The organism is Mycobacterium liflandii (assembly GCF_022354805.1).
Lineage (GTDB): Bacteria > Actinomycetota > Actinomycetes > Mycobacteriales > Mycobacteriaceae > Mycobacterium > Mycobacterium marinum.
In genome coordinates this window covers 3,690,137-3,704,867 of the sequence record NZ_CP023138.1, presented here as the reverse complement: position 1 = coordinate 3,704,867, position 14,731 = coordinate 3,690,137, and the positions used below count along the sequence as shown (strand labels likewise).

At 66.1% G+C, this 14,731-nt stretch carries 13 protein-coding genes and 1 pseudogene; 10 read left to right on the top strand and 4 right to left on the bottom strand.

Features of this window, described 5'->3' with window-relative positions; all coding sequences use genetic code 11:
- Nucleotide 1: 1 nt before the first annotated feature.
- The 3 genes from CKW46_RS16610 to CKW46_RS16600 are packed head-to-tail and all read right to left on the bottom strand — an operon-like array spanning nt 2 to nt 3,060.
- Nucleotides 2-1,222 (bottom strand): FAD-dependent monooxygenase, encoded by a 1,221-nt coding sequence (locus tag CKW46_RS16610; protein WP_482052149.1) that lies wholly within the window; start codon nt 1,220-1,222, stop codon nt 2-4.
- Between the two features lie 5 nt (nt 1,223-1,227).
- Complete coding sequence (locus CKW46_RS16605; protein WP_499018007.1) at nt 1,228-1,839, bottom strand: GNAT family N-acetyltransferase; 612 nt, start codon at nt 1,837-1,839, stop codon at nt 1,228-1,230.
- Between the two features lie 15 nt (nt 1,840-1,854).
- Complete coding sequence (locus CKW46_RS16600; RefSeq protein ID WP_482052148.1) at nt 1,855-3,060, bottom strand: serine hydrolase domain-containing protein; 1,206 nt, start codon at nt 3,058-3,060, stop codon at nt 1,855-1,857.
- 408 nt (nt 3,061-3,468) lie between these two features.
- Between CKW46_RS16600 and CKW46_RS16595 the strand changes: the two are divergent.
- The 5 genes and pseudogenes from CKW46_RS16595 (at nt 3,469) to CKW46_RS16575 (ending at nt 9,363) form a co-directional block, all read left to right on the top strand.
- A pseudogene (locus CKW46_RS16595) lies at nt 3,469-4,348 on the top strand (LppX_LprAFG lipoprotein).
- A gap of 266 nt (nt 4,349-4,614) precedes the next feature.
- Entirely contained in the window at nt 4,615-6,078 is a 1,464-nt protein-coding gene (locus CKW46_RS16590) for a fatty acid desaturase (protein ID WP_482053432.1), read from the top strand.
- Nucleotides 6,075-7,256, top strand: coding sequence for a type III polyketide synthase (locus tag CKW46_RS16585; RefSeq protein WP_482052147.1), 1,182 nt, complete (start codon nt 6,075-6,077; stop codon nt 7,254-7,256). Before CKW46_RS16590 ends, CKW46_RS16585 begins: the two co-directional genes overlap by 4 nt.
- 80 nt (nt 7,257-7,336) lie before the next feature.
- On the top strand, nt 7,337-8,350 hold the full coding sequence (locus CKW46_RS16580; RefSeq protein WP_482053431.1) for a sulfotransferase domain-containing protein: 1,014 nt from the start codon (nt 7,337-7,339) through the stop codon (nt 8,348-8,350).
- Nucleotides 8,350-9,363 carry a sulfotransferase domain-containing protein gene (locus CKW46_RS16575; protein WP_167470895.1) on the top strand — a complete coding sequence of 338 codons (1,014 nt, stop codon included), beginning with the start codon at nt 8,350-8,352 and terminating at the stop codon, nt 9,361-9,363. The genes CKW46_RS16580 and CKW46_RS16575 overlap by 1 nt, the downstream gene beginning before the upstream one ends.
- 6 nt (nt 9,364-9,369) lie before the next feature.
- On the opposite strand, the gene CKW46_RS16570 is transcribed toward CKW46_RS16575, so the two are convergent.
- Entirely contained in the window at nt 9,370-10,014 is a 645-nt protein-coding gene (locus tag CKW46_RS16570) for a class I SAM-dependent methyltransferase (RefSeq protein WP_085981921.1), read from the bottom strand.
- Nucleotides 10,015-10,188: 174 nt separating this feature from the next.
- Between CKW46_RS16570 and pyrR the strand changes: the two genes are divergently transcribed.
- From pyrR to carA, 5 genes are read left to right on the top strand one after another with little or no spacing between them, the layout of a single operon-like run.
- Nucleotides 10,189-10,752, top strand: coding sequence for a bifunctional pyr operon transcriptional regulator/uracil phosphoribosyltransferase PyrR (gene pyrR, locus CKW46_RS16565; protein WP_012393958.1), 564 nt, complete (start codon nt 10,189-10,191; stop codon nt 10,750-10,752).
- Nucleotides 10,749-11,711, top strand: a complete 963-nt coding sequence (locus CKW46_RS16560; RefSeq protein ID WP_015355822.1) for an aspartate carbamoyltransferase catalytic subunit — start codon at nt 10,749-10,751, stop codon at nt 11,709-11,711. The genes pyrR and CKW46_RS16560 overlap by 4 nt, the downstream gene beginning before the upstream one ends.
- Nucleotides 11,708-13,000, top strand: coding sequence for a dihydroorotase (locus CKW46_RS16555; RefSeq protein WP_482052146.1), 1,293 nt, complete (start codon nt 11,708-11,710; stop codon nt 12,998-13,000). The genes CKW46_RS16560 and CKW46_RS16555 overlap by 4 nt, the downstream gene beginning before the upstream one ends.
- Nucleotides 12,997-13,518, top strand: coding sequence for a PH-like domain-containing protein (locus tag CKW46_RS16550; protein WP_012393961.1), 522 nt, complete (start codon nt 12,997-12,999; stop codon nt 13,516-13,518). Before CKW46_RS16555 ends, CKW46_RS16550 begins: the two co-directional genes overlap by 4 nt.
- Nucleotides 13,515-14,642: a glutamine-hydrolyzing carbamoyl-phosphate synthase small subunit gene (gene carA, locus CKW46_RS16545; protein ID WP_015355820.1), complete on the top strand. Its 1,128-nt coding sequence runs from the start codon at nt 13,515-13,517 to the stop codon at nt 14,640-14,642. The genes CKW46_RS16550 and carA overlap by 4 nt, the downstream gene beginning before the upstream one ends.
- Nucleotides 14,643-14,731: the final 89 nt, after the last annotated feature.

Below are 14,731 nucleotides of genomic sequence, written 5' to 3'. Positions count from 1 at the left end.
GCTAGGGCAGCCGCGGATACCGGGGCAGCTCGATGGACTCGGCGATGGTGAACCACTTTTTTTCGGCGAAGAAGCGAAACGGCCAGCGCTGCATGTACTTCATCGCCGCAGCGTTTGACCGGATCTCGGACTCCGACATCGGCAGAAAGCGATCGATGCTGTTCGGCAGGTCCTGACAGTTGGCTACATACGGCCGCAGCACGGTCTCGTAGCGGGCCAACGCGGCCGCCAGCGCGGCCTCGTCGATGCCGTCGCCGTGGGCCGGGCCCAACTCGCCGGCCAGCACATATGCACCTACCAGCGCCAGGCTGGTGCCCATGCCGCTCAGCGGCGATGCGCAGTAGCCGGCGTCGCCGACCAGCGTGACCCGTCCGCGTGACCACGCGTCCAGATGAATCTGGACGATCGCGTCCAGGTAGAAGTCATCGGCCTCGCGCGCCGCGGCGATCAGCGCGTCGGATTGCCAGCCAGCACCGGCGAAGCGGGCGGCGAGCAGATCGCGTTGGGCGTCCAGGTCGGCACGGTCGTAGCGGATCGGAGCGGAGCGAAATGCCAGTCCGGCCTTGGCTGTCGCGGGATCGTGCGACGGGCGCATCGACGCGTTGAGCCCTCCGGGGGCCTGGTACATCAGGTACCAGCCGTTGAGGCCGACCGTGTCGGGTGCGCTGAACCAGGCGTTGTAGCCGCCCAGCGGCCGGGCGAACTGCTCTTCGGGGCCAAAGGCCAGCCGTCGGACACCCGAGTGTGGACCGTCGGCGCCGACCACCAGATCCGCCCGCACCGTCGTCCCGTCGGACAGCCTCGCCTGGACCGCGTCGCCCGACGGTGCCAGATCGGTGATGCGGGTACCGAATCGGTAGTCGGTGCCGGCGGCGGTGGCCCGGTAGAGCACCGCGGCCAGGTCACCGCGCAGAATCTCGAGCTCGCTGACCGGTCCGTTGCCGTGGAAGGCCTCAACCGGCATCTCGGCGCGGCGCCGGCCGTCCGCCCGTATCCAGGCGATGCCGCGCTGGCGCAGGCTGCGCTGGCGCATCTGCTCCAGGAGTCCCATCCGTTCGATGACCAGCCGTCCGGCCCCCCGCAAGTCGACGGTCTGACCGCCCGGGCGGATGTCGTCGGCGAGTTCGGTCACCACCACCTGGTATCCGCTGTGGGTGAGCCAGAATGCCAGCGCCGGGCCGGCGATCCCCGCGCCGCTGATCAGGACGATCGGCTTCGCCATGGGGCTCAGCCTAGGGCAGCGGTTCCAGTGGGTGCGAAGCTGTGCTCAGGGGCAAACCGTGGCATCGGGGCGCGGTTGAGCCGCAGGATCCTGGTGTACAGCAGACTGTCGTTGGGTTCGGGACCCATGGTCGGATAGACGGCGTGACGGCAGAGTCTGGCCTCCAGGACGAACCCGGCGCGCTGCAGCAGCCGCGCCGACCGGGCGTTGTCGACGTGGCATGTTGCCCAGACGCGGCATCCGGCGGCGTCGGCCGGCAGCCCGGCCAGCAACAGGCTCAGCGCCTCGGACATGAAACCCATGTCCCACCATTGCCGGCCCAGACAGTAGCCAACCTCGATCGAGCGGGGCGCGTCGCTTCGGCAGCTGATCAGGCCGACGATCTCGCCGCTGCCGTGTAGCGAGATCACCCAATTGCGTTCGTAGCGGCTCCGGCTGAGCTGGTTGATCAGCACTCGGCGGGTTTCCGCCACGTTGCGGTGTGCTCTCCACAGCAGGAAGCGGGTGACTTCGGGATCTTTGGCGATCTTCTTGTATATCGGGCCGGCGTCGTCGAGTTTGGGTGGCCGCAGCAGCAGACGCCGGCTGTCCAGGTATCGAGGGGGGAAGTGGGCCATCTCGACCTCGCGCCGCTACAGTCCGAGCGCGCGGTAGGTGCGCCGGACGAACCGGGGTTGTGCCGTGCGCAGCTTGGCCAGCCCCGGGTTGCCCGCGACCGCAGCCGCCGCGTTCACGGACAAGTCGGGACAATGCTGAATCAGATACAGCAGGATCAGGTCGGCGCCAGGATCGGCCTGCCACCAGGTCCCGTAGGCACCGGGCCAGCTGAAGGTGCCAAGCCCGCCCGGGCCGAACAGTGGAGTGGACTGAACCGGGTCGGTCACCACCGACAGGTTCAGCCCGAACCCGCGGCCCACCCCGAAGGGCGCCCCGAGAAAGTTGTGTCGCTTGTGCTCGTCGCTGAGCCGGTCGGTGCGCATCAGCCGCACCGACTCCGGTGAGAGAACCCGAACGCCGTCGATCGTCCCGTCGCCGAGCAGTAGCCGGACAAATCTCAGGTAGTCGTCGGCGGTTGACCACAATCCGCCGCCGGCGTTGCAGAACGACGGAGGCCGCACGTGCGGCGGGCCCATGACGTCGTGCCGTAGCTGGTCCAGCTCGTCGAGGCGGTACATGGTTGCGGCGCGGCGCTGGGCCTGTGTCGACACGAAGAAGCCGGTGTCGGTCATGCCGGCCGGGCCCAGTATTCGCTCGTCGAGCACCTGGTAGAAAGGCTTGTCGTCGATGCGGGACATGATGACGCCGAGCAGATCGATGGCGTGGCTGTAGGTGACCCGCTCGCCGGGCTGGTGCACCAGTGGCAGCGCGGCGAGTTCGGCCAGCCAGGCGTCGGAACCATGACCAAATGGCAATCGCATGTACGCCCGCGAAATGTCCCCGGACACCGAAAAACTGTAGGCCAGCCCGCTGGTGTGGGTCAGCAGGTCCTCGATGAGGATCGGCCGTCGGGTGGGGTGCGTGCGGTCCAACGGGCCGTGCGGGTCGTCAAGCACCCGGATGTCGCGCAACTCGGGCGCCCAGCGTGTGATCGGGTCACGCAGGGCTATTTTGCCCTCGTCGACCATGCTCATGGCCGCGGCAACGGTGACGGGTTTGGTCATGGACGCGATGCGAAACAGCGTGTCGCGCTGCATCGGCAGGCCCGCCTCGACGTCTCGGTAGCCGATTTCGTTGACCTGCAGTACTTCTCCGTGCTGCCAAACCACGGTCACTGCGCCGGAGAGCAATCCGGCATCGCAGACCTCGCGGATATCAGCCTGGTTGGCGTCGAGATTCACCGGATTGAGGTTAGCCGCTGGCGGTCGGCGGGTCAGGCGGCGGCCGTCCGATGGTTTGCGGGCGCCGGCGAACCACGCCGCGCGTGGACCGCGCCAACGAGGTCGGGCAACGCCCACGGCTTCGCGGTGGTGCCGGATTGATTGCTAGTTCTGCGAAAGGCCTTCTCGGTCAGTGGTCGCGTGTTACTGTCGCGCTCTCCGGCAAATGTGATCTGGGGAACATGCTGTGAGGGCAATGGCGCGCGAATGACTGCAGTGTTGTTGCTGGTGAACCAGGGTGCGGGGTGCAGTCACCAAGACCCGCCACCATGGACGGGGCCGAACTGGCTGGCGCTGTCCATGTGCTACGACGAGGGTAGCGACCCGCTGCTCATTACCACCGGTCGGATAACTCAGCAAAGGTTGGCCATGAATGGCTTGATCTCCCAAGCGCACACCTCCCACCGACTTCTCTCCCGTCCCTGCCGTCGATTCTCGACCCCGACGTCTGTCGCAATCCTGTTTGCGACGGCACTTGTCGCAACGGTCATGACCGGGTGCGGGCACAAATCCACAACGGCAACCTCGCAAACCCCAGGGGCGTCGGGAACCTCTGCCACCACGGCGACATCCGGGGCCACGGGCGCCCCATCACCACAAGCCCAGCAGATCTTGCAAGACAGTTCCAAGGCGACCAAGGGCCTGCATTCGGTTCACATCGCGGTGAACGTCACCGATCTACCGAAGCTGCCGTTCGAAAGCGTGAATGCCGACGTGACCAATCAGCCGCAGGGCAACGGCCAGGCCGGTAGGCAATGCCAAGGTCCGGATGCAGCCGGATGCTCCGGCCGTCGCGACCGACTTCCTGGTCACGAACAAGATCATGTACACCAAGAACGGCGAGACCTACACGTCGGTCGGTCCGGCCCAGAGGATCTACGACCCGGGCATCATCCTGGACAAGGACCGTGGCCTGGGTGCGGTGATCGCACAGGTGCAGAACCCGAAGATCGAAGGAAACGAAACGGTCGACGGCATGGCAACCGTCAAGGTGTCGGGCACCATCGACGGCGCGGTGATCGATCCGATCGTGCCTCAGTTGGGTAAGGACGGGAGGACGATGCCGATCACCCTGTGGATCGTTGACACCAGTGCCCAGGCTCCGGCGAGTTCGACCGCCGAGTCGCCGGCACCGGAGCCGCCGGCGGCAAACCTGGTCCGGATGGTGGTCGACAAAGGCCAGGGCAACGTCGAGATAACCCTGTCCAACTGGGGTGTCCCGGTGACCATCCCCAACCCGACGGGGTAACACGGTAGCGGTGGACTTCGGATTGAGAACCGGCCCGGAAACGCAGCATGGGGGAAAGGGCTGCCGGTAGTTTCCGGGCCGGCTCTCGTCGGTGGTTCGCCGTGCGGGCGCAACAGATCTGGTGCCGCGTCGTTGCAGACACCCCAGTTCCGCGATCCGGAATTCCGTTGAGAATCCTCCAAGGTCGTCGCTCCAGTATTGGGGCCACTTCGCCGGAAATGGCGATTAGCAACCGATCTCACCCGACCACACCTGGAGGAATACGAATGCCGAACGACCTCTCAGAAGTTCAGGAGCGCCCTGGGCTACGTCCTGCTCCTCCGCCCGGAGGGCCGCCGATGGCCGACGTATGGGTCTACAACGGAAGGGCCTACGACCTCAGCGATTGGATTTCCAAACACCCCGGCGGCGCCTTCTTCATCGGGCGGACCAAGAACCGCGACATCACCGCCATCATCGCCGCCTACCATCGCGACCCGGCCAAGATCGAGCGGATGCTGCAACGATATGCGTTGGGGCGCGACGCGACTCCCAGAGATATCCATCCCAAGCACAACGCGCCGGCGTTCTTGTTCAAAGACGATTTCAACAGTTGGCGCGATACCCCCAAGTACCGCTTTGACGACCGGAACGACCTGATGCACCGCGTCAAAGCCCGGCTGAACGAGCCCGCGCTGGCCGCCCGGATCAAGCGCATGGATCGACTTTTCAACATCGTTGTGGCGCTGCTGGCGGTTGCCTATTTCGCCGTGCAGGGTCTGCGATTGCTCGACACCCGATGGATGCCGTTGCCGGCCTTCGCGATCGCGATGGTGTTGTTGCGCAGCTCGCTTGCCGGCTTCGGTCACTACGCCTTGCACCGCGCCCAACGGGGCGTCAACAGGGTGCTCGGGAATAGCTTCGATATGAACTATGTGGCACTGGCTTTGGTGACCGCTGACGGACATACCCTGCTGCACCACCCGTACACGCAAAGCGATGTGGACATCAAGAAGAACGTGTTCACCATGATGATGGGACTGCCCCGGTTGTATCGGATCCCGGTGCATACCATTCACAAGTTCGGCCACATGTTCACCGGCATGGCCATTCGGATTGCCGACGTATGGAAAATCACCCGCAAGGTAGGTGTACAAGAGTCCTACGGAAGCTGGCGTGCGGCGCTGCCGCACTTCCTCGGCTCGTCGGGAGTGCGGCTGCTGTTGGTCACCGAGCTGGTGGTGTTCACCCTGGCGGGCGATTTTTGGGCCTGGGCCCTGCAATTCATCGTGACGCTGTGGGTCAGCACCTTCTTGGTGGTCGCCAGCCACGAGTTCGAGGACGACTCGGCGGAGGGTGTCGAGCAGGGCGAGGACTGGGGTGTGGACCAAGTCGTGCACGCCAACGACCTCACGGTGATCGGGAATCGCTACGTTGACTGCTTTTTGTCCGCGGGGTTGAGTTCGCACCGCGTTCATCACGTGCTGCCGTTCCAGCGCAGCGGATTTGCCAACATTGTCACCGAGGACGTGTTGCGGGAAGAGGCTGCAAGGTTCGGTGTCGAGTGGCTTGCGCCGAAGAGCTTCGTCGCGGACCGACTGCCCAAGCTCTGCCGCTCATATCTGTTGGCACCGTTCCGGCAGGCCAGGGAGCAAGGTTGGGGCCTGATCCGTGAGCATTGCTCACCCGCAGCCTGGAAAGCCAGCGCCAGCTACGTGGTCGCCGGCTTCGTCGGAATCGGGTCGGTATGAGCACCGCAGCCGAGGGCGGCGCAATCCGCCGGGCCGGCCACGAGCCGCGTTACGACCTCGCGCAATTGCCGCCGGCACCGCCCACCACGGTGGCCGTTATCGAAGGCATGGCCACCGGCGCCCCGCAACGGGTGGTTGCTCAGGCCGACGCCGCCGCTCGTGTTTCTGAGTTGTTTGTTGATCCGCAACAGCGGGAACGAATTTCGCGGATATATGACAAGACCCGGATTGATACCCGCAGGATGGCAGTGGATCCGCTCGACGACGAGTTCGACGAGTTCCGGCGCGAGCCGGCAACGATCCGGGACCGGATGAACCTGTTCTATCAGCACGCCGTACCGCTGGCGGTCGACGTGGCCGCCCGTGCCCTCGACGGCCTCCCATACGCCCCCGACGAGATCGGCCAGCTGGTGTTCGTCACCAGCACCGGTTTCATTGCACCGGGCGTGGATGCAGAGATCGTCAAGCAGCTCGGTCTGCCCCGGTCGATATCGCGGGTGGTGGTCAACTTCATGGGTTGTGCTGCCGCAATGAACGCCATTCGCACCGCGACGAACTACGTCCGAGCCCACCCGAGCATGAAGGCATTGGTGGTGTGCATCGAATTGTCCTCGGTGAATGCGGTTTTCGCCGATGACATCAACGACGTCGTAATCCACAGTTTGTTCGGAGATGGCTGCGGCGCATTGGTCATTGGAGCCAGCCAGGTCCAGCAGCCGCTGCCCGCTGGCAACGTGGTGATCCGCAGCAGCTTCAGCCAGCTGCTCGACGACTCCGAGGACGGGATCGTGCTTGGGGTCAATCACGACGGCATCACGTGTGAGCTGTCGGAGAATCTGCCCAGCTACATCTACCGTTCGGTCGACCCGGTGGTCGCAGAGATGTTGCGGGACAACGGGTTGAGCAAGGCCGATATCGATCTGTGGGCGATACATCCGGGTGGGCCGAAGATCATCGAGCAGTCGGCACGCTTGTTGGGGATTCCCGTCGGGCGAGCCGTGCAGAGCTGGGATGTACTAGCCCAGTTCGGCAACATGTTGAGCGTATCGCTGATCTTCGTGCTGGAAATGATGGTTGCGCAGGCCGAGTCGGACAAACCCATCTCAACGGGTGTGGCGTTCGCCTTCGCCCCGGGTGTCACGGTCGAAGGTATGCTGTTCGACATCATCCGCCGCTGATGGCCGCTGCCCAGCCGAGAACCCAACCAGCCGAGACCATGCTGAGCAGGAGAAGTGTCGTGCCAATCGCATCTGATGAAATGGGCAACAATCACCCGCCTCCGGCGCCGTCATCCGGTCAGTTCCGGACCGATGACCGGGTTGCCTACCGCTCCTGGATGAGCGACAACCTGCGCTGGGATAGCTTGACGTTGCGGGGCGGCGACATCGTGATCTCGGCACCGCCGAAGTGCGGCACCACCTGGACGCAACGCCTGATTTCCCTGGTCATCTTCGATGGGCCGCAGCTGCCGGCGCCGATGCACTTGGTGTCGCCGTGGCTGGACTTGACCGCCCGGCCGGTGCAGGAGGTCGCCGCCGCACTCGACGCCCAGCCCCATCGCCGGTTCATCAAGACCCACACGCCGCTGGACGGCTTGGTGCTCGAGGATCGGGTCACCTATATCGGGGTGGGGCGCGATCCCCGCGATGCCGCGGTCTCGATGCTGATGGACCAGCACCGGATGCGGGCGCTGCACGAGGTGCTGGGGCCGCCAGGTGAGCGATTCGCGCCCCCGGGTTTGGACTTCGACGGCGAGTTCAGCCCGCTCGATGTGATGCGGCGCTGGCTGGAAGGGCCCAACGTACCCACCGAGGGGGTCGCTTCGTTGGCCACCATCCTGCATCACTTCGCCACGTTCTGGGACCGGCGCAGGCAGCCCAACGTCGCGATGTTCCACTACGCGGACTACCGGGCGGACCTCGTCGGTGAACTGTTGCGCCTCGGCTCGGTCCTGGGTATCGAGCTGGGTCCCGATCGCGCCGCGGAGTTGGCCGAACACGCCACCCTCGACGCCATGCGCGCGCACGCCGATGCGCTTGCTCCCGCGGCCACCCGCGGCGTCTTACCCGGGCACCAGCCGCGTACCGAAGCCCCCTTCTTCCGGGCCGGTGGACGTGGCCAGTGGCACGACATTTTCACCGCCGCCGAGCATCGGCGTTACGGCGAACGCGCGGCCGAATTGGCCGGGAATCTGGGCGGCCCGGAGTTCCTCGACTGGGCTCACCGGGGTCGCGGGGACCGCCGTGGCCCCGTCGGGCGGGGGGAGTCCTGATGGCCACCCGAGTTGGGTATCGCTCGTGGATCAGCGACAACCGGCGTTGGGACGCGCTGGAGCTGCGCGAGGGCGACATCGTGATTTCGGCACCGTCGAAGTGCGGCGTCACGTTGACCCAGCGCCTGGTGTCGCTGCTGGTCTTCGATGGACCGCAGTTGCCGGGGCCGCTGGCCGAGGTTTCGCCATGGCTGGATAGGACGGTCCGGCCGGTGAACGAGGTTGTTGCCGCCCTCAACGCGCAGGGCCACCGCCGATTCATCAAGACCCACACGCCGCTGGACGGCCTGGTGCTCGATGACCGGGTCACCTACATCGGTGTGGGCCGCGACCCGCGCGACGCCGCGATGTCGGAGCTTTTCCAGTGGGACAACATGAACCACGCCAACCTCAACCGGAGGGGGTCCGCCGCCGGCGATCGACAGGATGATCCCACGCCCATCCAGGCCTTCCGGGCCTGGATGGAAGGGCCGATCATGCCCCCGGAAGGCCCGGTTGCACCCCCACCTTCGGCGATCGCGCCGCCCCCCGGCCCCGGATTCCCGCCTCCGCACGGGGGACCGGGCCCGATGCCGCCCATGGCCAAACACATCGGCTCGCTGTCCAACATCCTGCATCACTTCAACACGGTCTGGTCGCGACGTCAGCTGCCCAACGTGTCGATGTTCCATTACACCGACTACCGCGCCGACCTCGTGGGTGAGCTGATCCGCCTGGCGGGGGTCCTGGGCTGCTCCCTTGGCCGCGATCGTGCCGAGGAGCTCGCGCAGCATGCCAAGCTGAACTCGATGCGTGCGCGCGCCGCCGAACTCGCCCCCGAGTCCACCGAAGGCATTTGGCGCAGCAACGAGCGCTTTTTCCGGGCCGGTGGTAGCGGCGAATGGCAGGAGTTCTTCGACGAGCGCGTCTATCGCCGCTACTACGATCGCATCAACCAGCTGGCCGCGCCGGATCTGCTGGCCTGGGCGCATGAGGGTCGCCGGGGCTGTGATCCCGCCGGGCCGGTGGGCTGAGCTGCGCTAGTTTTGCCGCCGCGCGCGGACGTACCAGAAGGCCAGCTCGATGGGCTGCCCGTCGGATCCACCGAGTTGGCGGTTCACCGTGACCGGATCCAGCGCCGCGATCTCCCAGCCCGCACCGCCTAGCACGTCGCGCAGCGTCTGCTCGGGCACCGCCGGGCGCGGCTGTTGTTCGTTGGGCGGGTTGGCATCGCAGAAGCAACTCATCAGCAGGGTGGCGCCAGGTCTGGTGGCGCGGTGCACCGCGGCCGCATAGCTGCGCTTGCCCTCGTCGTCGAGGCAGTGGAACATGCCGCTGTCGATCACGGTGTCGAAGGCGTCGGTGTAACCGTCGAGCTTGGTGGCGTCGGCCACCGCAAACGTGACGTGCACGCCCGCGTCATCGGCTCGGCGCGCCGCGGTGATCAGCGCGGTCGGGGAAATGTCCAGGCCGGTCACCGGGTGTCCGTGCGCAGCCAGGTAGATCGCGTTGTCGCCCAGCCCACAACCGATGTCCAGCACGTCGCCGTGCACCCAGCCGCCGGCTTGCCAGGCGATGACATTTTCTTTGGGAGCCTTGGTATCCCACGGGGGCGTCGTCATCGGCGCAACGCCCGGGCGCGGGCTCTCGCCGCGGTACAGCGCATCAAAATCCATCTGTTGCAGCCCGGCGGGAAAACCGGTGGAATCCCCAGAAGCGGTGGAGTCCCTCACCTATGCCAGGGTATCCCCACGGCGGGCCCCGCATCGTGGCCGCGGGCGCGCAATGCTACGGTGTCGGGCAGTCGACATCCTTTAACGACCCGTCCGGAGAGGCGGAGAAGGAGGTCAGGTTCTCGCATGGGTGCCGCCAATGATGCCGTGGATGGCAGGGAGTTGATGTCCGCGGCCGACGTCGGTCGAACTATTTCCCGCATTGCGCACCAGATCATCGAAAAGACCGCGCTGGATAGCCCGGACTCGCCACGCGTCGTGTTGCTCGGGATCCCGACTCGCGGTGTGATCCTGGCGTCGCGGTTGGCGGCCAACATCGGTGAATACAGTGGCATCGAGGTCGACCATGGTGCGCTGGACATCACGCTGTATCGCGATGATCTGATGAGCAAACCGCCGCGGCCGCTGGAGGAGACCGAGATCCCGGCCGGCGGCGTCGACGACGCCTTGGTGATTCTGGTCGATGACGTGCTCTACTCCGGGCGCTCGGTGCGCTCGGCGCTGGACGCGTTGCGCGATGTCGGGCGGCCGCGATCGGTCCAGCTGGCCGTGTTGGTCGACCGCGGGCACCGGGAACTGCCGGTGCGCGCGGACTACGTGGGCAAGAACGTGCCCACCGCCCGCAGCGAAAGCGTGCATGTCCAATTCAGCGAACACGACGGCCACGATGGGGTGGTGATCTCTCGATGACACCCAGGCATCTGCTGGCGGCGGGCGACTTGAGCCGCGACTACGCCATTGCGATCCTTGACGACGCCGACCGCTTCGCGCAGGCCCTGGTTGGCCGTGAGGTCAAGAAGTTGCCGACGCTGCGCGGTCGCACCGTGGTGACGATGTTTTACGAGAACTCGACACGAACCCGGGTGTCCTTCGAGGTGGCCGGTAAGTGGATGAGCGCGGACGTGATCAATGTCAGCGCGAGCGGGTCCTCGGTCAGTAAGGGCGAGTCGCTGCGCGACACCGCGCTGACCCTGCGTGCGGCTGGCGCCGACGCCCTGATCATCCGGCACCCCGCGTCCGGGGCGGCGCGGCTGCTCGCCGATTGGACCGCCGGCCAATCCGACGGTGGCCCTTCGGTGATCAACGCCGGCGACGGCACTCACGAGCACCCGACGCAGGCGCTGCTGGACGCCCTGACCATCCGGCAGCGGCTCGGTGGCATCGAGGGCCGGCGCGTCGTCATCGTCGGCGACATCCTGCACAGCCGGGTGGCCCGCTCCAACGTCATGCTGCTGCACACGCTGGGTGCCGAGGTGGTGCTGGTGGCGCCGCCCACCTTGCTGCCGGTGGGTGTCGCGGATTGGCCGGTCACCGTATCCCATGACCTTGACGCCGAGCTTCCCGCCGCCGACGCGGTGCTGATGCTGCGGGTGCAGGCCGAGCGGATGAACGGCGGATTCTTCCCCTCGGTGCGGGAGTACTCGACCTTGTACGGTCTGTCCGACCGTCGGCAGGCGATGCTGGGCGGTCACGCGGTGGTGCTGCATCCCGGGCCGATGCTGCGCGGCATGGAGATCGCCTCATCGGTTGCCGACTCGTCACAGTCGGCTGTGTTGCAACAGGTTTCCAACGGAGTCCACATACGCATGGCGGTGCTGTTCCATGTCCTGGTTGGACTCGAGTCGGCTGGGGAAGAGGGTGCGGCGTGAGCGTTCTGCTGCGCGGAGTGCGGTTGTACGGCGAGGGCGAACGGGTCGACGTGCTCGTCGACGACAACCAGATCGCTGACATCGGGACCGGACTGGCCATCCCCGATACGGCGGATGTCATCGATGCCACCGATCACGTGCTGCTGCCGGGGCTGGTCGACCTGCACACCCACCTGCGCGAGCCGGGCCGCGAATATGCCGAGGACATCGAGACCGGTTCGGCGGCAGCAGCGCTGGGTGGCTACACGGCGGTGTTCGCGATGGCCAACACCCATCCGGTGGCCGACAGTCCGGTGGTCACCGACCACGTCTGGCACCGGGGACAGCAGGTCGGTTTGGTCGACGTACATCCCGTCGGCGCCGTCACGATCGGGCTCGCCGGAACTGAACTCACCGAGATGGGCATGATGAATGCCGGTGTCGCCGCGGTGCGGATGTTCTCCGACGACGGGATCTGCGTGCACGACCCGCTGATCATGCGCCGCGCTCTCGAATACGCCACCGGCCTGGGTGTGCTGATCGCCCAGCACGCCGAGGAGCCCAGGCTGACCGTCGGTGCGGTCGCCCACGAAGGCCCGAATGCCGCGCAGTTGGGCCTGGCGGGTTGGCCCAGGGCGGCTGAGGAATCGATTGTGGCCCGCGACGCGCTGCTGGCCCGAGACGCGGGCGCGCGGGTGCACATCTGCCACGCCTCCACCGTGGGAACCGTCGAAATATTGAAATGGGCTAAATCACAAGGTATTTCGATCACAGCGGAGGTTACTCCGCATCACCTGCTGCTCGATGACCGCAGACTGTCCGGCTACGACGGGGTGAATCGGGTCAATCCACCGCTGCGCGAGGCGTCTGATGCGATGGCGCTGCGACAGGCGCTGGCCGACGGGATCATCGATTGTGTGGCCACCGATCACGCGCCGCACGCCGAGCACGAGAAATGCGTCGAGTTCTCCGCGGCGCGCCCGGGCATGCTCGGGCTGCAGACCGCGCTGTCGGTGGTGGTGCAGACGATGGTGCAGCCGGGTCTGCTGAGCTGGCGCGATGTCGCGCGGGTGATGAGCGAGAACCCGGCGGGAATCGTGGGGCTGCCCGATCATGGCCGGCCGCTCGAGGTAGGGGAGCCGGCCAACCTGACCGTGATTGATCCCGACGCCACCTGGACTGTCACCGGGGCCGACCTGGCCAGCCGCTCGGCCAACACCCCGTACGAGTCGATGACCTTGCGCGCCCGGGTCACGGCGACGCTGTTGCGTGGAAAGATCACCGCCAGGGACGGAAAGAGCCCGGCATGAACTCAGGCACGCTGATCGGCTCCCTGATCTTTGCGGCCGTGCTGGCGGTGTTGATCGCGATGGTGATCGCGCTGATGATCAGGGGCTGGCGGCGTCGCGCGCGACTGCAAAGCGAGCTGATCGGTGCGTTGCCCGACCTGCCCGCCGCGGTGGGTCCCGCGTCGGTCATCACTTGCGGCATGTACGTCGGTTGCACCCTGGCGCCGGCGTCCAACCACCGGGTTGTGGTCGGCGACCTCGGGTACCGCAGCCGGGCGGAACTGACCCGTCATCCGGACGGAATTCTGGTGAAACGTGCGCGGGCGCAGCCGATTTGGATCCCACAGGATTCGATCACCGCGGTACGCACCGAGCGCGGAATCGCCGGCAAGATCGCGGCGCGCGACGGGATACTGGCAATCCGGTGGCGACTGCCATCAGGTACTGAGATCGACACCGGGTTCCGGGCAGACAATCGTGACGAGTACGACGGCTGGCTAGCAGGCTGGCTTCAGCCCCGAACGGAGGGAATCGTGTGAGCAAAGCCTTGCTCGTACTTGAAGATGGCCGAGTCTTCACCGGAATGTCATTCGGTGCGGTTGGCCAAGCACTGGGGGAAGCCGTTTTCAGCACCGGCATGTCCGGCTATCAGGAGACGCTGACCGATCCCAGTTACCACCGCCAGATCGTGGTGGCCACCGCCCCGCAGATCGGTAACACCGGCTGGAACGACGAGGACGGCGAGAGCCGCGGCGACAAGATCTGGGTCGCGGGCTACGCGGTACGTGACCCGTCGCCGCGCGCCTCCAACTGGCGCTCATCGACGACACTGGAAGACGAGCTCATCCGCCAGCGCATCGTGGGGATCGCCGGCATCGACACCCGCGCAGTGGTGCGTCATCTACGCAGCCGCGGCTCGATGAAGGCCGGTGTGTTCTCCGGTGCGGCCCTGACCGCCGGCACGCAAGTAGCCGAGCTGGTCGAGCGGGTGGCTGCCCAACCCCCGATGCTGGGTGCCGATCTCGCCGGAGAGGTCAGCACCCCCGAGGCGTACATCGTCGAACCAGAAGGGCCGCAGCGTTTTACCGTGGTTGCCTTGGACCTCGGTATCAAGACCAACACGCCGCGCAACTTCGCCCGGCGCGGCGTTCGCAGCCATGTGCTGCCCTCGTCGGTGACCTTCGATCAGATCGCCGATATCAAGCCAGACGGCGTGTTCTTGTCCAACGGACCCGGCGATCCGGCGACCGCAGACCATGTCGTGTCGCTGACCCGTGAGGTGCTCGGTGCCGGAATCCCGCTGTTCGGTATCTGCTTCGGCAACCAGATCCTCGGCCGAGCGCTGGGATTATCGACCTACAAGATGGTGTTCGGGCACCGGGGCATCAACATTCCGGTCATCGACCACGCCACCGGGAGAGTCGCGGTAACCGCGCAGAACCACGGTTTCGCGCTGGAAGGGGAGGCCGGGCAGTCTTTCGAGACGCCGTTCGGCCGGGCCGCTGTCAGCCACACCTGCGCCAATGACGGTGTGGTCGAGGGGGTCAGACTGGTTGACGGCCGCGCATTCTCGGTGCAGTACCACCCCGAGGCCGCGGCGGGCCCACACGATGCCGAGTACCTGTTCGATCAGTTTGTTGACCTGATGGCGGGGGACCGCTGATGCTCATCGCCGCGAGCGGGTGCCCCCAGCTGACACGCTGGGTTCGGCGCAAGACCGCGCACCTTCGCGTCCAAACCTTAGGGGGCTGC